This is a genomic window from Sphingomonas sp. LC-1, from assembly GCF_025371035.1.
GTDB classification, from domain to species: Bacteria; Pseudomonadota; Alphaproteobacteria; order Sphingomonadales; family Sphingomonadaceae; genus Sphingomonas; species Sphingomonas sanguinis_E.
This window is the reverse complement of the sequence record NZ_JANZXB010000004.1, coordinates 120,904-143,547: the sequence shown is the minus strand read 5'-3', so window position 1 is coordinate 143,547 and position 22,644 is coordinate 120,904. Positions and strand designations below refer to the sequence as shown.

General features: G+C 66.7%; 15 protein-coding genes. 8 read left to right on the top strand and 7 right to left on the bottom strand.

What is annotated here, in order from left to right; all coding sequences use genetic code 11:
* From gcvH to gcvPB, 3 genes are all read left to right on the top strand, one after another.
* Positions 1 to 372: a glycine cleavage system protein GcvH gene (gene gcvH, locus NZL82_RS07625; RefSeq protein ID WP_261269176.1), complete on the top strand. Its 372-nt coding sequence runs from the start codon at positions 1 to 3 to the stop codon at positions 370 to 372.
* 188 nt (positions 373 to 560) lie between these two features.
* The gene (gene gcvPA / locus NZL82_RS07620; RefSeq protein WP_261269357.1) at positions 561 to 1,919 is read left to right on the top strand and encodes an aminomethyl-transferring glycine dehydrogenase subunit GcvPA; all 1,359 of its coding nucleotides are present in this window, start codon (positions 561 to 563) and stop codon (positions 1,917 to 1,919) included.
* Entirely contained in the window at positions 1,916 to 3,472 is a 1,557-nt protein-coding gene (gcvPB, locus tag NZL82_RS07615) for an aminomethyl-transferring glycine dehydrogenase subunit GcvPB (protein ID WP_261269175.1), read from the top strand. The genes gcvPA and gcvPB overlap by 4 nt, the downstream gene beginning before the upstream one ends.
* 124 nt (positions 3,473 to 3,596) lie before the next feature.
* On the opposite strand, the gene NZL82_RS07610 is transcribed toward gcvPB, so the two are convergent.
* A complete protein-coding gene (locus NZL82_RS07610) occupies positions 3,597 to 3,836 on the bottom strand; it encodes a SemiSWEET family transporter (protein ID WP_042484722.1) in 240 nt (79 codons plus the stop codon).
* 118 nt (positions 3,837 to 3,954) lie between these two features.
* Here NZL82_RS07610 and bluB point away from each other — a divergent pair, with 118 nt between their 5' ends.
* On the top strand, positions 3,955 to 4,578 hold the full coding sequence (bluB, locus tag NZL82_RS07605) for a 5,6-dimethylbenzimidazole synthase (RefSeq protein WP_261269174.1): 624 nt from the start codon (positions 3,955 to 3,957) through the stop codon (positions 4,576 to 4,578).
* 31 nt (positions 4,579 to 4,609) lie between these two features.
* On the opposite strand, the gene NZL82_RS07600 is transcribed toward bluB, so the two are convergent.
* Positions 4,610 to 5,506 (bottom strand): DMT family transporter, encoded by an 897-nt coding sequence (locus NZL82_RS07600; protein WP_261269173.1) that lies wholly within the window; start codon positions 5,504 to 5,506, stop codon positions 4,610 to 4,612.
* A 92-nt stretch (positions 5,507 to 5,598) separates the two neighbouring features.
* Here NZL82_RS07600 and proS point away from each other — a divergent pair, with 92 nt between their 5' ends.
* On the top strand, positions 5,599 to 7,131 hold the full coding sequence (gene proS, locus NZL82_RS07595; protein ID WP_261269172.1) for a proline--tRNA ligase: 1,533 nt from the start codon (positions 5,599 to 5,601) through the stop codon (positions 7,129 to 7,131).
* Between the two features lie 157 nt (positions 7,132 to 7,288).
* On the opposite strand, the gene NZL82_RS07590 is transcribed toward proS, so the two are convergent.
* Both NZL82_RS07590 and rnr read right to left on the bottom strand, forming a co-directional pair.
* Entirely contained in the window at positions 7,289 to 8,257 is a 969-nt protein-coding gene (locus NZL82_RS07590; RefSeq protein WP_261269171.1) for a glutathione S-transferase family protein, read from the bottom strand.
* 179 nt (positions 8,258 to 8,436) lie between these two features.
* A complete protein-coding gene (gene rnr / locus NZL82_RS07585; protein ID WP_261269170.1) occupies positions 8,437 to 10,635 on the bottom strand; it encodes a ribonuclease R in 2,199 nt (732 codons plus the stop codon).
* Between the two features lie 149 nt (positions 10,636 to 10,784).
* Here rnr and NZL82_RS07580 point away from each other — a divergent pair, with 149 nt between their 5' ends.
* On the top strand, positions 10,785 to 13,286 hold the full coding sequence (locus NZL82_RS07580; protein ID WP_261269169.1) for a family 20 glycosylhydrolase: 2,502 nt from the start codon (positions 10,785 to 10,787) through the stop codon (positions 13,284 to 13,286).
* Here the strand turns inward: NZL82_RS07580 and NZL82_RS07575 are convergent.
* Together NZL82_RS07575 and NZL82_RS07570 are read right to left on the bottom strand one after the other, a co-directional pair.
* Positions 13,270 to 15,219 carry a beta-N-acetylglucosaminidase domain-containing protein gene (locus NZL82_RS07575; RefSeq protein ID WP_261269168.1) on the bottom strand — a complete coding sequence of 650 codons (1,950 nt, stop codon included), beginning with the start codon at positions 15,217 to 15,219 and terminating at the stop codon, positions 13,270 to 13,272. The genes NZL82_RS07580 and NZL82_RS07575 overlap by 17 nt on opposite strands.
* 294 nt (positions 15,220 to 15,513) lie before the next feature.
* The gene (locus NZL82_RS07570) at positions 15,514 to 17,298 is read right to left on the bottom strand and encodes an ABC transporter transmembrane domain-containing protein (RefSeq protein ID WP_261269167.1); all 1,785 of its coding nucleotides are present in this window, start codon (positions 17,296 to 17,298) and stop codon (positions 15,514 to 15,516) included.
* Between the two features lie 210 nt (positions 17,299 to 17,508).
* On the opposite strand from NZL82_RS07570, the gene NZL82_RS07565 reads away from it, so the two are divergent.
* Positions 17,509 to 18,741, top strand: a complete 1,233-nt coding sequence (locus NZL82_RS07565) for a polyhydroxyalkanoate depolymerase (RefSeq protein WP_261269166.1) — start codon at positions 17,509 to 17,511, stop codon at positions 18,739 to 18,741.
* Between the two features lie 204 nt (positions 18,742 to 18,945).
* Here the strand turns inward: NZL82_RS07565 and NZL82_RS07560 are convergent, their stop codons facing one another.
* Positions 18,946 to 19,425, bottom strand: coding sequence for a pyridoxamine 5'-phosphate oxidase family protein (locus NZL82_RS07560; protein ID WP_261269165.1), 480 nt, complete (start codon positions 19,423 to 19,425; stop codon positions 18,946 to 18,948).
* A 243-nt stretch (positions 19,426 to 19,668) separates the two neighbouring features.
* Here NZL82_RS07560 and NZL82_RS07555 point away from each other — a divergent pair, with 243 nt between their 5' ends.
* Complete coding sequence (locus tag NZL82_RS07555) at positions 19,669 to 22,599, top strand: L-glutamate gamma-semialdehyde dehydrogenase (protein ID WP_405051354.1); 2,931 nt, start codon at positions 19,669 to 19,671, stop codon at positions 22,597 to 22,599.
* Positions 22,600 to 22,644 lie beyond the last annotated feature (45 nt).

Below are 22,644 nucleotides of genomic sequence, written 5' to 3'. Positions count from 1 at the left end.
ATGAGCCGCTATTTCACCGAAGATCATGAGTGGATCGACGTCGACGGTGATGTCGGCACGGTCGGCATCTCCGATTACGCGCAAGGCGCGCTGGGCGACATCGTGTTCGTCGACGTCCCCGAGGAAGGCCGCGAGCTGTCCAAGGGCGACGAGGCCGCCGTGGTCGAGTCGGTCAAGGCCGCCTCGGACGTCTATGCGCCCGTCTCGGGCACCGTGATCGAAGGCAATGCCCAGCTGGCCGACGAGCCTGCGCTGGTTAACACTGATCCCGAAGGCGAGGGCTGGTTCTTCAAGATCACCCTGTCGGACGTGTCGGAGCTGGACGCGTTAATGGACGAAACCGCCTACGCCGCGTTCGTCGCGAAGCTCTAACCTTCTTACTCCCCTTCCGCAGGCGGGAGGGGCTGGGGGAGGGGACTCGCTCTCCCCCGATCATCAGGCTTGTTGAAGCCGACTGCCCTCCCCCGACTCCTCCCGCCTGCGGGAGGGGAGAAGAAGGGAAGGGCGATGACCCCTCGATCCGCGAGGTTTTCGGGGTGAGGGGCGGAGAAATGGAACGCATGCGCTACCTGCCCCTTACCTCTTCCGATCGGGCCGAGATGCTCTCGGTCATCGGCGCGGGATCGGTCGACGACCTGTTCGTCGACGTGCCCGAATCCGCCCGCCTGTCCGGCCCCATCGAAGGCCTGCCCAACCACGCGTCCGAACTGGCGGTCGAGCGGCACATGACCGCGCTGGCTCGCAAGAACATGGTCGCGGGCGACGTGCCCTTCTTCCTGGGTTGCGGCGCGTACCGCCATCATGTGCCCGCCAGCGTCGATCACCTGATCCAGCGCGGCGAGTTCTTGACCGCCTACACGCCCTATCAGCCCGAAATCGCGCAGGGCACGCTGCAGATGCTGTTCGAGTTCCAGACGCAGGTCGCGCGTCTGCTCGGCACCGATGTCGCCAACGCCTCCATGTATGACGGTTCGACCGCATGCTGGGAAGCGATCGGCATGGCGCGGCGCATCACCAAGAAGTCGAAGGCGATCCTGTCGTCGGGCCTGCACCCGCATTATGTCTCGGTCGCCAAGACGATGGCGAAGTATACCGGCGACACGCTGGAGACCGGCACGCCCGTCCTGACTGCCGAGACCGATATCGACCAGATGATCGCGGCGATCGATGGCGACACCAGTTGCGTCGTCGTCCAGTATCCGGACATTCTCGGCCGCATCGCCGACCTGACTCCGCTGGCCGAAGCGTGCCACGCCAAGAAGACGCTGCTGATCGCCGTCGTGACCGAGCCGGTCGCGCTGGGCGCGATCCGCAGCCCGGGCGAGATGGACGCCGACATCGTCGTCGGCGAGGGCCAGTCGCTGGGCGTCGGCCTTCAGTTCGGTGGGCCTTACGTGGGCCTGATGGGCTGCAAGGATAAGTATATCCGCCAGATGCCCGGCCGCTTCTGTGGCGAGACGGTGGACGCGGACGGCAAGCGCGGCTTCGTGCTGACGCTGTCGACCCGCGAGCAGCATATCCGCCGCGAAAAGGCGACGTCGAACATCTGCACTAATTCGGGTCTGTGTGCGCTCGCCTTCTCGATCCACATGACGCTGCTGGGCGAGGCGGGTCTGCGCCGCATGGCGGGGATCAACCACGCGAATGCCTGCCGCGCGGCGGACCGTCTGGCCAAGGTGCCGGGCGTCAAGCTGGTCAACGACGTGTTCTTCAACGAGTTCACGCTGGACCTGGGCCGCGAGGCGCGTCCGATCGTGCGGACGCTCGCCGAGCGCGGCGTGCTGGCGGGCGTGTCGCTCGGGCGGCTCTATCCGGGTGAGGACGCGCTTGCGAACGGACTGGTTGTGGCGGTCACCGAGACGGTGACGGCGGAGGATATCGAGACGCTTGCCAAGGCTCTCGAGGAGGTGCTGGCATGACGATCAACCAGAGCGGCTGGAAGCCTACGAGCCCCGAGGCCAAGGACGGCGAAGCGCAGGCAACCTTCACCGGCAACCGCGCGCTGATGCTGGAAGAAAAGCTGATCTTCGAGATCGGCGATGACAAGACCACCGGCGTCGACTTCGCCGAGGGCGATGTCGCAGGTTCGCGTCTGGGCGACCTGTCCCGCAAGGCCCCGATCGGCCTGCCGGGCCTGTCGGAGCCGGAAACGGTCCGCCATTACACCCGTCTGTCGCGCCAGAATTACGCGATCGACCTCGGCCTGTTCCCGCTGGGTTCGTGCACGATGAAGCACAATCCGCGCCTGAACGAGAAGATGGCCCGCCTGCCGGGCTTCAGCGACGTTCACCCACTGGCCCCCGTCGACACGGTGCAGGGCGCGCTGGAGGTCATTCACCAGCTGGCGCACTGGCTGGTCACGCTGACCGGCATGACCTCGGTCGCGATGAGCCCCAAGGCGGGCGCGCATGGCGAGCTGTGCGGCATCCTGGCGATCAAGGCGGCGCTGGAGAAGCGCGGCGAGGGACATCGCAAGGTGATCCTGGTCCCCGAATCGGCGCACGGCACCAACCCGGCGACGGCGGCTTTTGCGGGCTTCTCGGTCGAGGACATCCCCGCAACCGCCGACGGGCGCGTCGACACGGCGGCGCTGAAGGCGCGGCTGGGACCGGACGTGGCGGGCGTGATGATCACCAACCCGAACACCTGCGGCCTGTTCGAGCGTGACCTAAAGGACATTTCCGACGCGGTCCATGCGGCGGGCGGCTATGTCTATTGCGACGGCGCGAACTTCAACGCCATCGTCGGGCGCGTGCGTCCGGGCGATCTGGGCGTCGATGCGATGCACATCAACCTGCACAAGACCTTCTCGACCCCGCATGGCGGCGGCGGGCCGGGTTCGGGGCCGGTGGTGTTCTCCGAGGCGCTGACCCCCTTCGCGCCGCTGCCGTTCGTCGAACAGACGGGCGAGGGCTTCCGCCTGGTCGAGGAAGAAAATGCCGAGGACCATCATGCCGACAGCTTCGGCCGCATGGTCGCCTTCCACGGCCAGATGGGTATGTTCACCCGCGCGCTGACCTATATCCTCAGCCACGGCGCCGACGGCCTGCGCCAGGTCGCCGAGGATGCGGTGCTCAACGCCAACTATGTCCTGCGCTCGCTGGAGAGCACGCTCGACGCCCCCTTCGCCAAGAGCGGCCCGTGCATGCACGAAGCCATCTTCTCGGACGAAGGTCTGGCCGAAGGCTTCTCGACGATCGACGTCGCCAAGGCGCTGATCGACGAGGGCTTCCACCCGATGACCATGTATTTCCCGCTGGTCGTCCACGGCGCGATGCTGGTCGAGCCGACCGAAACCGAGTCGAAGGCGGCGCTCGATCAGTTCATCGGCGCGCTGGCGTCGGTGGCGGAGCGGGCCAAGGCGGGCGACCAGTCGCTCAAGACGGCGCCGCACTTCGCGCCGCGCGCACGCCTCGACGAGACGCTCGCCGCGCGCAAGCCCGTGCTGGTGTGGAAGGACAAGGCGGCCTGATCGGCTGTTCCCCGCGCCGCCCGAGCGGTGGCGCGGGGGCATCGTCATCCCGGCGCAGGCCGGGATCTCTCGCGATCGTCAGCTGCCGTCGCCAAAGGCCCCAGCCTTCGCTGGGGCGACATCGCTAGAGCGCGGTAAACAGGCAAATTCCGCCCAGGATCACGCCGGGCGCATTGGCGAAGACGATCGGCCAGTCCCGCTTCTCGCGCAAAAAGCCATAGGCGACCCAGAGCGAGCAGTTCACCATCGTCGCCAACGGCTGAATCACCGAACCCTTCTGGCCCGCCAGGTTGAGTTGGATCTGGTCGATATAGGACAGGTACATGGCCACCGCCGTGGCGGTCGCGATCCAGCCGAGCAGCATCAATTTCCGTTCGCTCACAGCCGTTTGGTCTCCTTCTTCATGACAGATAAATCGATTGAAGCCTGGTGCTGCAACGCGCAAGCGGGGCAGGATGCTCCGGGGCGGAAAAGGGACGAGCATGTGCTTTGACACAAGCGACGCGACGACGCTGGAGACGATCCTGAGCTGGCGCCGCGACGTCCGCCATTTTCGCACCGATCCGATCGACGAGGCGGTGCTGGCGCGGCTGGCCGAGACGATGGCGCTGGCCCCCTCGGTCGGCAATGCCCGGCCCTGGCGGGTGATCCGCGTCGAGGACCCCGCATTGCGCGCCGCCGTCCGCGCCGATTTCCGACGCTGCGACGAAGAGGCGGCGGCCGATTATGCCGACGAACAGGCCGCGGCGTATCGCGCACTGAAACTGGCGGGCCTGGACGCCGCGCCGGTCCAGCTGGCGGTCTTCACCCATGTCGATCCGGCGGAGGGGCACGGCCTGGGCCGCCGCACCATGCCCGAGACGCTGCGCCAGTCGACCGCGATGGCGATCCACACGCTCTGGCTGGCGGCGCGGGCGGCCAATCTGGGCATGGGAATGGTCTCGATCCTCGACCCCGCCGCCATGGAGCGGATCTTCAAGGTGCCCCAGGACTGGAGCTTCGCCGCCTATCTCTGCCTCGGCCATGCCGAGTGGGACGACGATACCCCGCTGCTCCACCGTGCGGGTTGGCAGGAGAATGCGCCGAAGCGGTGGGAGGTGCGGTAAATAAGCCCTCCCTTGCAGGGGAGGAATAACGTCAATCCTCCGCGGCGGCGGAGATCGTCTGCTGCTTGCCCAGCCGCTGCTCGCGCCAGACGATGAACAATCCGCTGGCGATGATGACCGGGGCGCCCAGCCAGGTTCCGGCCGTGGGCAAGGCCCCGAAGATCAGCCAGCCATAGACGGTCGCCCAGATCAGGCCCGAATAGTCCATCGGCACGACGGCGGCGACGGGGGCCAGCCGCGATGCACCGGTCAGTGCCAGCTGTCCCATGCCGCCCGCCAGCCCGATCGAGACGAGCACCACCCAGGTCAGCGGATCATGCATCTTCAGGTGGAAGGCATAGGGCAAGGCGATGAAGGGCAGAGTCAGGATGGTGAAATAGAAGACGGTCGTGGTCGCGGGCTCGTCGCGCAACTGGCGCAGCACGATCGCGACGATCGCCACGAACATCGCCGCCATCAGCCCGACGCCCGCCCCGAACATCGACATGTCGCTCGCCCCTGGCCGCACGACGAGCAGCACGCCCGCAAAGCCGACCAGCACCGCGCTCCACCGTTGCAGCCCGGTCTTCTCCCCCAGCACCAGCGCGCCGAGCAAGGTGGCGAAGATCGGCACGGTGAACTGGAAGGTCGTCGCCTCGGCCAGCGGCAGCAGCATGACCGCGCCGAAAGTGAAGACCATGCCGACCAGCCCGACCATCGCCCGCTTGGCATGACCCTTCAACCGGGTGGTGCGCAGCGACGCCAGCCCCGGCCCCGCCATGACGAAGGCGAGCACGACCGGCAGCGCGCAAAGCTGTCGAAAGAACATGGTTTCGAACAAGGTCGCCCCACGCGACTCGGCCAGCTTCACGAGCGCCGACATGGTCGACAGGAAGAAGATGGCGATCAGGCGCAGGCCGATGCCTTTGAGCACGCGGTCATCGGACATTGGGGGGCTCCTAGCCCGTGCGATGCTGTGACGAAAGGCCGCATGCGCCCGCCCTCTTGGCGAAACCGGGTCTTTGCCGCTATCGGGCGGGCATGAAGCATGCTCTGTCCGTCACCCGCGACGCGGATTTCTCCGCCTGGTATCAGTCCGTCATCGCCGAGGGCGACCTGGCCGAGGAATCGGGCGTCCGGGGCTGCATGGTCATCCGCCCCTGGGGCTATGGCATCTGGGAGCGCATTCAGCGCCTGCTCGATGATCGCATTAAGGCGACGGGGCATGAGAATTGCTATTTCCCGCTCTTCATCCCGCTCAGCTATTTCGAGAAGGAAGCGGAGCATGTCGACGGCTTCGCCAAGGAAATGGCGGTCGTCACGCATCACCGGCTGATCGCTGACGGCAAGGGCGGGCTGGTCCCCGATCCCGAGGCGAAGCTGGAAGAGCCGCTGGTCGTCCGCCCGACCTCGGAAACGGTGATCGGCACCGCCTTTGCCCGCTGGGTTCAGTCGTGGCGCGATCTGCCGGTGCTGATCAACCAGTGGGCCAATGTCGTCCGCTGGGAAATGCGGACCCGCATGTTCCTGCGCACCGCCGAGTTCTTGTGGCAGGAGGGGCATACCGCCCATGCCACGGTGGACGAGGCGCGCGCCGAGACGATCCAGATGCTGGAAGTCTATCGCAGCTTCGCCGAGGACTGCCTCGCCATGCACGTCATCGCGGGCGAGAAGCCCGAGAATGAGCGTTTCCCCGGCGCGGTCGAAACCTATTCGATCGAGGCGATGATGCAGGACGGCAAGGCGCTGCAGGCTGGGACGAGCCATTTCCTCGGCGACAATTTCGCGCGAGCCCAGAATATCCGGTTCCAGAATGCCGAAGGCGGGCTGGACTTTGCACAGACGACCAGCTGGGGCGTGTCGACCCGGATGATCGGCGGCATGATCATGGTGCACGGCGACGATGACGGGATGCGCGTGCCGCCCAAGGTGGCGCCGTGGCAGGTGGTGATCGTGCCGATGCTGCGCGACCAGCCCGAGGACGAGGCGCTGCTGAGCTATTGTCGTGACCTGCAAAAGGAGCTGGTGGGCCAGTCCGCGTTGGGCGAGCCGATCCGCGCCATGGTCGATGCGCGCGCGCAAAAGGCTGCCAACAAGCGCTGGGGTTGGGTCAAGAAGGGCGCGCCGGTCATCATCGAGGTCGGCGGCCGCGACATGGCGGGCGGCAACGTCTCGGTGATCCGCCGTGATCGGCTGTACCGCGAGGACGGCAAGCTCGACTCGGTCGTAAGCCCGCGTGGCGACTTCGTGTCGGGGATCGAGGCGCTGCTCACCGACATTCAGGGCGAACTCCATCGCCAGTCGGCTGAGAGGCTGAAGGCGCAGATCGTCCCGGTGGAGGACTGGGCGGGCGTCGAGGCGCATTTCGCCGACGGTGTGAAGAACCCCGGCTGGGTCGATGTCCGCTGGGCCAAGCCGACGGGCGAGGAACTGGAGCAGGTGGTCGAGAAGCTGAAAGGCTTGAAGCTGACCATCCGCAACGCGCCGATGGGCCAGACCGGATGCGATGACGGCCCCTGCATCTTCACCGGCCGCGCGGCCGTGGAGCGAGTACTGATCGGGCGGGCTTACTAAAAGCCCACCCTCAAGCCATCACCACCCCGGCGAAGGCCGGGGTTCAGTCGCCTTGGCGTTTCGGACGTGTTGGCCCGGTCAACCCTAAAGCCATTTTTGCCCGCATCATCGCATGCACGGCACCTGGGCCCCGGCCGCCGCCAGGGCGGTGGTGAATCTAGTTTCGTACCAGCCCGGCCCAGGGCAGGTCCGGCCCGGCGGGAATGATGCCAGTCGGGTTCAGCTCCAGATGGCTGGCATAATAATGTGTCTTGATGTGATCGAGATGCACGGTGTCGGCGATGGCGGGGATGGCCAGCATGCGTTCCAGCAGCCCCTCCAGCGCCGGATAATCCTGCACCTGGCGGACATTGCATTTGAAATGCCCATGATAGACCGCGTCGAAGCGGACGAGCGTGGTGAACAGCCGAATATCCGCCTCGGTCATTCGGTCACCGACCAGCCATTCGCGACCCGTGAGTCGCTCCTCCAGCCTGTCGAGTTCGGCGAATAGCGGGGCGACGGCCTCGTCATACGCCTCTTGGCTTTTGGCGAACCCGCATTTGTAGACGCCGTTGTTCACCCGGTCATAGACGTCTGCGTTGATCGCATCGATCTCGTCGCGCCATTCGGCGGGGTAATAATCCCCCTCCAACGCGCCGAGCCCGTCGAAGGCGCTGTTGAACATCCGGATGATCTCGGCAGACTCGTTGCTGACGATCGTGTCGCGGTCCTTGTCCCACAAGACCGGCACCGTCACCTTACCGGTGTAACCCTCTCGCGCACGGGCGTAGAGTTGCCACAGATAGTCCGCGCCGTGCAGCGTGTCGCCGGTCCCGCCCCGTGTCGTCGCGAAGGTCCAGCCATTCTCGCGCATCAGCGGGTCGACCACCGACAGGTCGATCATCGACTCCAGTCCCTTGAGCGCCCGCAGGATCAGCGTCCGGTGCGCCCAGGGACAGGCATAGGAGACATAGAGGTGATAGCGCCCGAGCTCGGCCCGGTGACCGGGCTGGCCGTCGGGGCCCGGGCCTCCGTCCGCCGTCACCCAGTCGCGGAAGCCGGAATCGGGGCGCTTGAAGCTGCCCTTTTCGTCCGACTTAAACAGCCCGTCGGCGTGCCAGACGCCGTCCACCATATTGCCCATGCATGATCTCCTTTTGGGGAGGTTACGCATGGGGGCGGGGAGCGATCCCCCGTTTTCCTCCCCTGCAAGGGGAGGGGGAACCATGCGAAGCATGGTGGAGGGGTGTCGCCCTATCGAGAGCGGTACACCCCTCCGTCAGGGCTTCGCCCTGCCACCTCCCCTTCCAGGGGAGGAATGGATCAGCGCCGCTTGCCGTTGTGGCGGATGTTCGCGGGCCTGCCGCGCCGTTTCAGCACGCGGCGCGGTTCGGGCTTGGCGCCCTTGCCGTCGGGCAGTTCGAAGCGCAGCGCCCCCGACACCGGGTTGGCCTCCGCCAGACGCAGCGGCAGGCGCTGGCCCAGCTTGTAGATTTCGCGGGTCTTCTCGCCCAGCAACTGCTGCGAGCCTTCGTCATAGTGGAAGTAATCGCCGCCCAGATCGCGGATCGGCACCAGCCCGTCGCCACCCACGCCGTCGACGGTCGCGAAGAAGCCGAAATTGGTGACGCCGGTGATCCGCGTCTCGACCACCTGGCCGACATGCTCGGCCAGGTACGCCGCGACATAGCGGTCGATCGTCTCGCGCTCCGCCTCCATCGCGCGGCGCTCATATTGGCTGATCGAGGTACCCAGCCGCTCCATCTCCTCGCCCTCGGGCAGCAGGCCCCCGTCGCCGAGTTTATACGCCCCCACCAAGGCGCGGTGGACAACCAGATCGGCATAGCGCCGGATCGGCGAGGTGAAATGCGCATAGGAGCCCAGCGACAGGCCGAAATGCCCCTGATTGACCGGCGCATAATAGGCCTGGGTCTGCGAACGCAGAATCTGCTCCATCACCTGCGGCTTGAAGTCCGCGTCGCCGATCTTGTCGATGATGCTGTTGAAGGTCGCCGGGCGGATCACCTGGCCCATGGCAAAGGGGATGTCGAAGGTTTCGAGATATTCCTTCAGCGCGACCAGCTTGGTGCGGCTGGGCACCTCATGGACGCGGTACATCACGGGTGCCTTCTTCGCCTCCAGCGCCTTGGCGGCGGCGACGTTGGCGGCGATCATGTAATCCTCGATCAGCCGGTGCGCATCCAGCCGCGCGCGCGGCGCGACCGACAGGATGCGGCCATTCTGGTCAAGCACCACCCGCCGCTCAGGCAGGTCCAGGTCGAGCGGCTCGCGCGCATCCCGCGCCTTCGCCAGCGCGGCCCAGCAGTCCCAGAGCGGCCGCAGCGCCGTCTCGGTCAGCGGATGCGAGAGTTCGCCGTCTATGGCAGCCTGCGCATCCTCATAAGCGATGTTCGCCGCCAGCCGCACGACCGCGCGGGTGAAGCGGAAGCCCTTGAGCTTGCCGTCCTTCGTCACCTGCAAGTGACAGGCGAGCGCGGCGCGGTCCTCGCCTTCCTTCAGCGAACAGACATCGGCCGACAGGATCTCGGGCAGCATCGGCACCACCCGGTCGGGGAAATAGACCGAGTTACCCCGCCGCCGCGCATCCTTGTCGATCGCCGAGCCGGGGCGGACATAGAAGCTGACGTCCGCGATCGCGACGATGGCGCGCCAGCCCTCGGGATTGGCGGGATCGTCGTCGGGTGCGGCCCAGACGGCATCGTCATGGTCGCGCGCGTCGACCGGATCGATCGCGACGATCGGCAGATCGCGCAAATCCTCGCCGTCGTCGCCCAGCGGCTGGCGCGCAACCCGTTCGGCCTCCTCCAGCGTTTCGGGCTGGAAGCGGTCGGGAATCTCGAACTTGTGGATCGCGATCAGCGAGAAGCTGCGCGGCGCGAAGGGATCGCCCAGCCGCTCGACCACGCGCGCGGTGATGCGCGGCGGGCGGCCCGCCTTCTCGGCCAGCACCAGGTCGCCCGCTTCCGCGCCGCCGGTGTCCGACACCATCATCTCGCGCCGGTCCTTCTTGTCGACGGAGGTCAGCCAGAAGCGTCCGGCCTCCTCGCGCAGCACGCCCAGCACCTGTTCGGAGGCGGGCGCGATCGTCTTCATGACATGCGCGATCCAGCCGCCGCCCGCTTCCTCGGTCCGCGCCAGCACCCGCTGGCCGATGCCGAGTTGCCCACGCTTGCGTTCGCGGATGCGCAGCCGGGGGATGGGCACGCCGTCCGCTTCCCAGCGTTCCGGCTGGCCCCAGACATTGCCGCCGTCATCGACATCGACGACGCGCAGCACCGTCACCTTGGGCAAGCCGCCCATCTTGTGGAAGGCGCGGCCCGGCGCGCTGTCGATCAGCCCTTCGTCGGCCATGTCCTTGAGCAGCGCCTTCAGCCCGATCTTCTCCTGCGCGGACAGGCCGAAGGCGCGGGCGATCTCGCGCTTGCCCGCCGGCTGGTCCGACTGTTCGATAAAGGAGAGGATTTGCTCACGGGTCGGCAGACCCGGTTGGGGTTTCTTCATGGGTCCGAGATAGGGGGTGGCAAGGGCGGCGTCACCCCCGCTCGTCCATTCCCTCCCTTGTCAGGAGGAGGAATGTCTTCGGCTTGCGCGACCGACCTTATCATGGTCCAATATAAGACCATTATGCGTAGCGGGACGGGTGCAGGATGATGAGTATATGGGCTTCGGCCGCGATCCTGGCGACGGTTCCGGCAGGAGGAGCGCAGGCCGATCTGGACCGGCTCGCCGCCACATTGGGCTATCGCTACACCATCCTGACCAACCGCCCGGCATCCTGCCCGGCTGGCATTCCACGCTGTTTCGAGGCGGACATCGCGATCGCCGTGCCTGCCGATGCGCCCAACCTGCCGGTCGAGATTCGCTATAGCCTGGTCAATCCGGTGCTGAAGATCGACAGCGATGCCTTCGACAACCGGACGATCAACGGCGATCTGAACGTCCTGACGCTCAAGCCCGGCCGTCGCCTGGCGCCGGGACACGTCTATCATGTGAAGCTGACGGGCTTGGGGGCGTTTTTCTCCCGCAATCACATGATGCCCAACGCCACGCTGGCCGTGCCTGGTCTTGCTCCGCGTGTGATCGCGGCCACCCGGACCGGCACCGACGCCGAGACGGGGCTCGAGACCCTGGATTTCGTCGCGCCGATGACCGACGAGGCTGCGCTGGCCCGAAGCGCGCCCGACGACCAGACCGTCTGGCGCACGCCCGAGCGCGCCTTCGCCCTTTATGCCGAGCGGGGCAGCGCGACCCCGGTCGATGTGGCGATCCTGCCAAAGCCGCTATCGGCCACCCGACCGGGCGGCGCGCCGGTCGATCTGTCCAAGGGGCTGCGCATCACGACCAGCGGGATCGACCGCGCCGCCATCGCGCCTGCGGTGGCCGGACTGCCGGTGGGCACGGTGCTGCTGACCATCCGCAAGCAGACCGGGATCGCACCCGAGGGCTATCGCCTGAAAATCGGCGATGGGCGGATCGACATCGCGGCGGCGGACGCGGCAGGGGCGTCCTATGGCTTGCGTTCGCTGGCGCAGCAGATGGCGGCGGAGGGGACGACGCTTCGCCCGCTGATCGTCGAGGACGCACCGCGATACGGCTTTCGCGGGCTTCACATTGATCTGGCGCGCAACTTCCACAGCAAGGCGGAAATCCTGAAGCTGATCGAGCAGATGGCCGCGTATAAGCTCAATACGCTGCACCTGCACCTGGGCGATGACGAGGGGTGGCGATTGGAGATCGCGAGCCTTCCCGAACTGACCGAGGTGGGCGCCTATCGCTGCGACGACATTACGGAGACGACCTGCCTGCAAGCCCAGCTTGGGGCCGATCCGGCGCACGACGCGCCGACCAATGGCTATCTGACCGCCGCCGACTATTCCGACATTCTTCGCGCGGCCAAGGCGCGGCAGATCGACGTCATCCCTTCCTTCGACATGCCGGGCCATTCGCGCGCGGCGATCCGGTCGATGGAAGTGCGCTATCGGCGGCTGATGGCGAAGGGCGACCGCGCCGGGGCGGAACGCTATCGCCTGGTCGAACCGGGCGACACCACCCGCTATTCCAGCGTGCAGCATTATGACGACAACACGCTGAACGTCTGTATCGACAGCACCTATCGCTTCATCGACACGGTGATCGACGCCATAGCGGGCCTGCACAGGGCGGCGGGGGTGCCGCTGACCACCTATCATATCGGCGCGGACGAGACGGCGGGGGCGTGGAAGGAGTCGCCCGCCTGCAAGGTCGTCATGGCACGCGACGGGCTCCAGCCTCAGCAACTCGGCGCGCGCTTCATCGAGCGGGTCGCCGCCGATCTGGCCAAGCGCGGCATCGCGGTCGCCGGGTGGAGCGATGGCCTGGGCCATACCGACCCTGGCAAGATGCCCGCCAACGTCCAGACCAATATCTGGAGCAACCTGCACGCCGGGGGCGTGGCCGAGGCGCATGGCCAAGCCAATCGCGGGTGGAAGACGGTGCTGTCGATCCCCGATCTGGGCTATTTCGACATGCCCTATGCCGCCGATCCGAACGAGACCGGCTATGACTGGGCCTCGCGCGGGGTGGACAGTTTCCAGGTGTTCGGCTTCATGCCGGGCAATCTGGCGGCCAATGCCGCGCTGATTCCCAATATACTGGCCCAGCCCAAGGCCATTGCCGACACGACCCCGCTACGGCCCGGCCGTGCGATCGCGGGGATTCAGGCGCAATTGTGGAGCGAGACGGTCCGTCGCGACAGCCAGGTCGACTATATGCTGTTCCCCCGCCTGCTGGCGTTGGCGGAACGCGCCTGGAGCAAACCGGACTGGGAGCCCGCCTATGTCGCGGGGGCGGGCTATACGCCCGGCGATGCGCGCGTGGACCGCGCCAAGCTGTTGACCGGCTGGCAGGATTTCGCAGGGCGGATGGGCGTGCAGATGCGGATGCTCGACCAAGCGGGCGTGACCTATCGCCTTGCCCCGCCGGGTGCGCGGATCGTCGGCGGCAGGCTGGAGGCCAATGCCGAGTTTCCCGGCACCCCGATCGAGTATCGCATGGGCGGCGCCACCACATGGCGGCGCTATGACGGGCCGGTGGCGGTGACGGGCGCGGTCGATCTCCGTACCCGCACCCCCGATGGCCGCCGCGCCAGCCGGACGGTTACGGTTTCGCCGTGACCGCGATCAGGCTCGGTGCGTCCACGATGAACCGGTCGAGCACGCCGTCGGCGATCTTGATCGGTCCGTCGAACCGCACCGCGCCCGGAATGCTCTGAACGGCGGCGGCCTGCGCGGCGATCCGCTTGGCATCGGCAAAATAGCGGCTTGCGGCCGGATTGCCCCGGTCGGCGGCATCCAGTCCGGCCGCACTCTGCTGCAACGCGCGGCCCCAAAGCTGCATCGCGTCGAGCCAGGGAGCCGCCTGCTCGGCAAAGGCCGGATCGGCGACGCCCGCGCGGATCGTGTCGGGGGCGTCGGCCAGCGCATCGGCCTTGGCGTGCAATTCGGCAAGCGCGGCGCGCCGCTCCGCCTCGTCGCCGTTCGCCAGCGCCTCGCGGACATGGTCGAGCAGAGCCTTCAGCTTGGGCGCCTGTTCCTGCCAGGGCTGGCTGCCGAAGGTCGGGGCCAGATGCTGGGTATCGAACAGCTCCAATAGCGCCGCCGCCGCCCGTGCATCGCCCCCCGCCAGATCGCGCGCGGCATAATGCCAGGTGCGGTCGGCGTCATAGCCCTTGTCGTTCCATCCGAACGCCAGCACGCCGGTCACCGCGACGCGGCTGGGCGCTTCCTGGTTCATCGGGTTGGACAGGATGCCGGTCAGCTCGGACGACAGCCCCGCCTCGCGCTTGGCATAGGGGGCCAGGAGCAGCCGCCCGGCGGAACTCGCATAGTCGTTGACCGGATAATTATCCCAAAGCAGCGTCTTGCGCCCGAACGCCTTGGTCGCGGCCTTGGCATCGGGGATGGAAATGGCGGGCGGCACGACATCGGTGCCGGTCCATTGCACGACGATACGCGGGTCCAGATGCGCGCGCAGAGCCGCCTTATAGGGGCTTTCCTTCGCATCATAATATTCGGTCGGCACCATGATCAGCGGGCGTGAGGCCGGATCCTGCTTGAGCAGATCGGCCTGGACCGCGTTCAGCAGCTTCGACTGCGCGACGCCTGCCGCCTCTGCGCCCGAAGGGCCGAAGGCGGCCTTGTCCGCGTCGCAATTCCATTTTTGATATTCGATGTCGTCCAAAGCGACATAGAAGCTGTGCACGCCTATCCCGCGCAGCGCAGCGAATTTGCGCAGCAGCGCCTGTTCGTCCGCCGGATTGGAGAAGCAGATGCTGGGCCCCGGCGAAATGGCATAGACAAAATTTACATGATTGGCCTTGGCGCGTGCGGCGAGCGTGCCCAGAGCGTTCAGCGTTTCGGCGGGATAGGCCTCCCGCCATTTATCCCGCGCGAAGGGATCGTCCTTGGGGCTGTAGACATAGGTGTTGGCCTTCATCCGGCCCAGGAAATCCAGATGTTTGGTCCGGTCGGTCATCGACCAGGGCTTGCCGTAGAATCCCTCGATCGTACCGCGGATCGGCATGGCGGGATGGTCGCGGATGACGAGCGCGGGGATTTGCGGCTGCTCGACCAATTGGCGCAGCGTCTGTGCCGCATGGAACAGGCCATCGGCGTCGTGACCCGCCAAGGTGATGAGGCCGCCATCGCCCGAGGCGAGCGCGGCGAGGCTATAGCCCTCCGCCTGATCGTCCGTGCCCGCCTTGCTGCGCGCCAGAGCGTCGCGGATGATGGCGGCCGTGTCGGGGCCGATCACGATGGTCGGCCGGTCGAACGTGGCGGGCAGGCGGCTGGCGGAGACGATCTCGGTGACGCCCGCGTCGGCAAGGATCGAGCGGACCAGCGCGACCGTCGCGGGCTCGGTGCCCGGCGCGGCGATCAACAGGGCCGAGCGGCCCAAGGTGATCGCGCCGTCGCTCAAGCTGATTGCGGCGGGGGCGGGGAAGATGGCGGGCAGCGTCGTCGTCCGCGCGATCGCGGAAGGCGAGGCACTGGTCAACGCGATGGCCGCGGCGGCAAGGCCGGCCTTCCATTGAGTGGATCGCTGCATCTTCCTGACTCCCCGGTACTAAAATGGTATTGTCGGAGCCTAGGGGAGTGTACCGTCGGTCGCAAGCAGGTTTGGCATAAGGAGAAAAGCGGCCCCGCCCTTCTCCTTATGCACCGCGTCAACGAAGACGGTGAGGCCGATCCAGGGCCATGCAGAACACGCGCCTCCTGCTCCGTTCAGCCCGAGCGAAGCCGAAGGCCATGCTTCACCCGATGCAAAAAGCCCGACGGACCCATCCCCGTCCCCTCGACAGATCAAGAGGGGCACGGGGAAACTGGTATTAAACCGGCTCCATCACTCTTGGAATTGCAGGCTCGCCAGCCGCGCATAAAGCCCGCCGGCCGCGATCAGCGCCGCATGACGCCCTTGCTCGACGATCCGTCCGCCATCCATCACCACGATGCGCTCCGCCGCCCGCACGGTGGCCAGGCGGTGTGCGATGACCAGGGTGGTCCGGTGCGCCATCAGCCGTTCGAGCGCCTGCTGCACCAGTTGTTCGCTCTCGGCATCCAGCGCACTCGTCGCCTCGTCCAGCAACAGGATCGGCGCATCGCGAAGCAGCGCGCGCGCGATGGTGATCCTTTGCCGCTGCCCACCCGACAGTCGTGCGCCGCCTTCTCCTAGAAACGTGTCGAGCCCCTGGGGCAGCGCGCGCAGGAAATCGGCGGCATTGGCAGCCTCGGCGGCGGCCCAGAGTTCGTCGTCGCTTGCCTCGCATCGGCCATAGCGCAGATTGTCGCGCGCCGAGGCGCCGAAGATCACCGTCTCCTGCGGCACCATCGCGATCCGCGCCCGGATCGCCGCCGGATCGGCATCGCGCAGGTCCACGCCGTCGAGCGAAATCCGTCCCGCCTGCGGGTCATAGAAGCGTTCCGCCAGCTGGAACAGCGTCGACTTGCCCGCCCCCGAAGGGCCGACCACCGCAACCGTCTCGCCAGGCCGGATGTCGAGCGAGAAGCCGTCGAGTGCCGCGACTTCGGGGCGGGTCGGATAGTGGAAGACGACATCCTCGAACCGCAGCGCGCCCATCGGTACCACCGGCAGCACGGCGGGGGCGGGGGGCGGCGCGATCTCCGGCTGTTCGGCCAGCAGTTCGGACAGACGCTGCGCCGCGCCCGACGCGCGCAAGATGTCACCCCAAACCTCGGTCAGCGCCTGGAACGAGCCCGCGACCAGCATCCCCGTCACGACGAAGGCGGTCAGCGACCCGCCCGACAGCCGCCCGCTGGCCACGTCCGCCACCGCTTCCCACAGCAAAAGGGTAAAGCCGCTGAAGAGCAGGCCGATCGCCATCGCGGTCATGATCGCCCGCAGCAGGAATCGACGGCGGGAGGTGGCGAAGCCGTTGCCCACCGCCTGCTCGAACCGTTCGGCTTCGCGACGTTCCTGGCCGAACGCCTGCACGATCTTCATCGCGCCCAGGGTTTCGACCGCGATCGCGCCGATATCGGCAAGCCGGTCCTGGCTGTCGCGCGAATGGCTTCGCACCTTCTTGCCCAGCAGCATGATCGGCAGGACGATCAACGGAATGCCGACCAGCAGCGACAGGGTCAGCTTGGGCGAGAGAGCGAACAGATAGATGGTGCCGCCGATCCCGATCACCGTGTTGCGCAGCGCGATCGAGACGGTCGATCCCACCACCTGCTCGATGATCGCGGTGTCGGCGGTCAACCGGCTCGCAATCTCCGAGGGGCGGTTTTCCTCGTAATAGCGGGGGGCGAGCCGAAGCAGATTGGCCTGCACCGCGACTCGGATATCGGCCACGGTCCGTTCGCCCAGCCACGACACGAAATAGAATCGGAACGCCGTCGCGATTGCCAGCACCAGCACGGCCGCCAGCATCCCCTGAAAATAGGGTGCGATGCTGGCCGCGTCGGAGGCCCGGCCAAAGCCATGGTCGATCACCTTCTGAAAGGTGCGCGGGATGAACAGCGTCGTCAGCGCCGCCACAAGCAGCGACAGCGCGGCGGCCGCGATATGGCCTGGGTATCGCAGGGTAAACCGCCATACCATCTTGAGATTGCTCAACCGGCGGCTGGGCGGAATGACGGGCTCGGGGGAAGCGGCGGGTCTGGCCATGATCGCGCCGACCTAGCAGCGTGAGGGCATGGGCTCAACGGCGACGGGACGGGGTGACGCATCGTTCATGCGCATTCATGCGTTATGTTGGTGAAGACGATCACGGGCAATATGACGGGATGGCCACATTATGGTCATCTTGCGCAAAGGGTTTCGTGATAAACGGGATGCGATCATGGCTCCCGTCCGTGGAGCACGAGGGACGCGACGATGCTGTACGACGCCTATGAAATGCAACGCTCGATGCTGGCGGGGGCAAGCGCGCTGGCCAATTTCGGGGCGGGGTTGCTTCAGAACCCGGCCAACCCCTTTGCCTATTTCGGCGGCGGCGCGATCATGGGATCGGCGCTGGAGGTGTTCGCCCATGCCTCCGCCCCGCGTGGCAAGCCCGCTTTCGGTCTGACCAAGACCGAGATCGACGGGCGCGAGGTCGTGGTCCATGAAGAGATCGTGGCACGCAAGCCCTTCGGCCAGCTCAAGCGCTTTCGCCGCGAAGGCGTCGAGGACAGCCCCAAGCTGCTGATCGTGGCGCCTATGTCGGGCCACTATGCCACGCTGCTGCGCGGCACCGTCCAGCGGATGCTGCCGACCTGCGAAGTCTATATCACCGACTGGCGCGATGCGAAGCTGGTGCCCTTGTCCGAGGGGCGGTTCGATTTCGACGATTATGTCGACTATATCATCGACTTCCTGGCCGAGATCGGCCCCAACACCGAGCATGGCGGCACGCATATGCTGGCGGTGTGCCAGCCTTCGGTGCCCTGTTACGTTGCGGCTTGCGTGATGAGCGCCGACAAGCATCCCTGTACCCCGCGCACCCTGACCCTGATGGGGGGGCCAGTCGACACGCGCGAGGCTCCGACCGCGGTCAACCTGCTTGCGACCGAGCGTCCCCACGCCTGGTTCGAGCAGAATGCGATCGCGACCGTGCCGATGACCTATCCGGGTGCTGGGCGGCGGGTCTATCCGGGCTTCCTGCAACTGGCCGGGTTCATGTCGATGAACCTGGGCAACCACATGATCTCGCACTGGGAGATGTTCAAGCATCTGGTCCAGGGCGATGACGAGAGCGCCGAGGCGACTAAGCGCTTCTACGACGAATATCGCGCGGTGTGCGACATGACGTCGGAATTCTATCTTCAGACCGTCGAACTGGTGTTCCAGCGGCACGCGCTGCCCAAGGGCGAGATGCTGCACCATGGCAAGCGCGTCGATCCGGGCGCGATCACCGATATCGGCATCCTGGCGATCGAGGGCGAGCGCGACGATATTTCCGGCCTGGGCCAGACGCGCGCGGCGTTGACGCTGGCGACCCATCTCTCGGACGATAAGAAGCGCTATTATATGGCCGAGAATGTCGGCCATTACGGGATCTTCAACGGCTCCAAATGGCGGAACCGCATCGCGCCGGTGGTCGAGGAATGGATCAAGGCCAACGGGTGAGGGGGTACCGGCGCCACGCCTGACTCAATGTTCTGATCTTCCTTCAGCCTGAACGAAGTCGAAGGCCACGGAATGGCCTCAGCCAAAAGCGTGTGGCGAGCCGTTCCTCTTGGCTTCGACTCCGCTCAGACTGAACGGGGCGGGGAAATAGAAAACGCCCGGAAGCCATGGCCTCCGGGCGTTTCGCAATCCGGCGATCGCGAATTACGCGACCGAACCGACCACTGCGTGGCTGGACGATTCGTCCGAACGGATCGTGCCGCCGAACAGCATCTTCACCCGGCCCGACAGCGAGATGTCGGTTTCCCACAATTCGGCCGAATTGATGTCGAAGCGCAGCAGCGTCAGGTTCGGGTCCGACTTGCCGCCGGGGAACCAAGCCTCGACCTGCTTGTCCCACAGCTTGTCGATCTGCGCGGGATCATTGTCCTTGGAGACATGACCCGCCAGGCAGGCGAAGAAGTCATGTCCCTTGCCGACGAACTGCGCCATCGCCTGACCACCACTCGCGATGCGGTTATCGCGCCCCGCGAAGAAGAAGAGCGTGTTGGGCTGATCGTCGTCGATCTGCGCGGTCATCGGTTCGGAATGCTGGCCATCGTTCAGGCCGATCATGACGAACGGGCTGTCCTTCAGCTTGTCGAGGAACTTGGCGGCGATTTCCTGGGGGGTGTCGTCGGCCATCATGGCTCTCCTTTCAGGGGTTTGACGGGAGAACGATGCGGGGGCAGGGATGGTTGCGCGATATGTTCGGTTGGCCCTGCACGGGCTTCATATCAAACGATACCCATCCCCCGCATTTCCCGCTAAGCGCTGGTCCATCACAGCATAGCCATGCGACCCGCCAGTGCCTTACCGCGAGCCGGGTCGCTCGACCGGACCTGAAGACCTATGACCTCTGCCGTTACCGCCGATGCGCGCAAGACCATGAAATCCTTGTACCGCGCGCCCGAGCCCGATGTCCTGAAGCCGCTGCTCGACCGCGCCGCCGCGACGCCGGAGACGCGCGAGCGGATCATGGGCCATGCCTCAGGCCTGCTCGCCGACCTGCGCGCCGCGCAGAATCGCGGCTGGGTGAACCAGTTCCTCCAGGAATATCGCCTCAACTCGTCCGAGGGCGTGGCGCTGCTGAGCCTCGCCGAGGCGTTCCTGCGGGTGCCCGATCCCGAGACGGCCGACCTGCTGATCGCCGACAAGCTGGGCGAGGCCGACTGGCGCGCGCATACCGGGCGTTCGGCGTCCAAGCTGGTCAACTCGGCCACCTGGGGCCTGGTCGTCGGCCGCGCGCTAGTCGGTGAGGGCGAGGCGGGGCCGCTCAAGCGGCTGTTGTCGCGTGCGGGTGAGCCCTTCGTGCGGCAGGCGGTCGGCGCCGCGATGCGGATGATGGGCGAGATCTTCGTGATGGGCCGCACCATCGAAGAGGCGATGCGCCGCATGAAGAAGCCCGAGAACAAGGGCTTCACCGCCAGCTTCGACATGCTGGGCGAGGCGGCGCGCACGCATGAGGATGCCGAGCGTTATTTCCAGGCCTATGTGAAGGCGATCGATGCGGTCGGCTCCGACCCGGCGGCGGGGCATTCGGTGTCGGTGAAGCTGTCGGCGCTCCACCCGCGTTACGAGCTGCCGCGCGCCTATGAATGCGTGCCCGCGCTGACCGACATGCTGGCGCAGCTCGCGCGGCAGGCGGCGGACAAGGGCATCGCCCTGACCGTCGATGCCGAGGAGTCCGAGCGGCTGGAGATGAGCCTCGATATCATCGGCGGTGTCGCGGCGCTCCCGGCGCTGAAGGGCTGGGACGGCTTCGGCATGGCGGTGCAGGCCTATGGCAAGCGTGCGCGCGCGGTCATCGCCTGGGCCAATGGCCTCGACCGGATCATGAACGTGCGGCTGGTCAAGGGCGCGTATTGGGACAGCGAGATCAAGCGCACCCAAGTCGAGGGGCTGAACGACTATCCGCTGTTCACCCGCAAGGCGGCGACCGACGTATCCTATCTGGCGGTCGCCAAGGACATGCTGGCGGCGGAGAATATCCGCCCCGCCTTCGCCAGCCACAATGCGCTGACCGTCGCGACCATCCTGGAATGGGCGGGCAACAGCCACGACTTCGAGTTTCAGCGGCTGCACGGCATGGGCGACGGCCTGTACGAGCGGCTGGTGCGCGAACATGGCCATAAGTGCCGCATCTATGCGCCGGTCGGCGGGCATCGCGACCTGCTGGCCTATCTGGTCCGCCGCTTGCTGGAAAATGGCGCGAATTCCAGCTTCGTCCACCAGCTCGCCGATGCGCGGCTGACCGAGGCGGAGATCCTCGCCGATCCGGTCGCCAAGATCGCCGCGGTCGGCGGCGCGCGCCACCCCAGCATCCCGCTGCCCGTCGACCTGTTCGCGCCGGGGCATCGCAACTCGACCGGCATCGACCTGAGCGACATTGCGACGCTCGACGCCACGGTGAAGGCGGTGAATGCGCCTGCCGTGGCGCCAGTCGCCGCCACCGCCGATGTCGCCGCGCTGGTCTCGCGCGCGCATGCGGCGTTTCCGGCCTGGAACGCGACGCCGCTCGACACCCGTGCGAACGTGCTGGAAAAGCTGGCCGACCTGCTGGAGCAGGACCGCGAGCGGCTGATGGCGATCCTGGTGCAGGAGGCGTTCAAGACCATCCCCGACGCGATCGGTGAGGTCCGCGAGGCCGCCGATTTCTGCCGTTACTATGCGCAGCAGGCGCGGGCGCGGCTGGGGTCTGTCGAGCTGCCCGGGCCGACGGGCGAGCGCAACACGCTGCACCTCGAAGGGCGCGGCGTCTGGGCGACGGTCGCGCCGTGGAACTTCCCGCTGGCGATCTTCCTCGGCCAGACGGTCGCGGCGCTCGTCACCGGCAACACCGTCGTCGCCAAGCCCGCGCCGCAGACGCCCGCCATCGCGCAAGCCGCGGTCGAATTGGCGTACCGGGCGGGCGTGCCGCGCGACGCGCTGCTGCTGGCGGTCGGCGGGCCGGATGTTGGCCAGAAACTGACCGAGGATCACCGGATTGCGGGCGTGGCCTTCACCGGATCGACCGCCACCGCCAAGCGGATCGCGCGGACCCTGGTGGCCGATGACGACCGCCCGATCGTGCCGCTGATCGCCGAGACCGGCGGCATCAACGCGATGATCGTCGATTCGACCGCTCTGCCTGAACAGGTGGTGGCGGACGTCATCACCTCGTCCTTCCGCTCGGCGGGGCAGCGTTGCTCGGCGCTCCGGCTGCTGCTGGTGCAGGCGGATGTCGCGGACAATGTCATCGAGATGCTCAAGGGCGCGATGGAGACGTTGGTGCTCGGCCCCACGGGCCAGCCGGCGACCGATGTCGGGCCGGTGATCGACCGCGCCGCCTATGACAAGCTGATGGCCTATCGCGCGGCCATGACGGCGCGCACGATCAAGACGCTGGAGGCGCCCGCCGACGGCCTGTTCGTGCCGCCGACGCTGATCCGGCTCGACCGCGTCGAGGACCTGACCCAGGAATGGTTCGGCCCGATCCTGCACGTCGCCACTTGGGAAGCGGGCACGCTGTCCGAGACGATCGCGAAGGTGAATGCCAAGGGCTATGGCCTGACCATGGGCCTGCACAGCCGCATCGCCCGCGCCAGCGAGGTCGCCGAGAGCGAGGCGGCGGTCGGCAACCTCTATATCAACCGCTCGATGATCGGCGCGGTGGTGGGCAGCCAGCCCTTCGGTGGCGAAGGGCTATCGGGCACCGGGCCCAAGGCGGGCGGGCCGCATTATCTGTACCGCTTCTGTGCGGAGCGGGCGGTGTCGGTCGACACGACCTCGGCGGGCGGCAACGCCACGCTGTTGTCGCTGGACGAAGGCGGGATCTGACGATTATCTTCCCTCGTCCGCCACGGGAGGGCGGGCGAGGGGGAA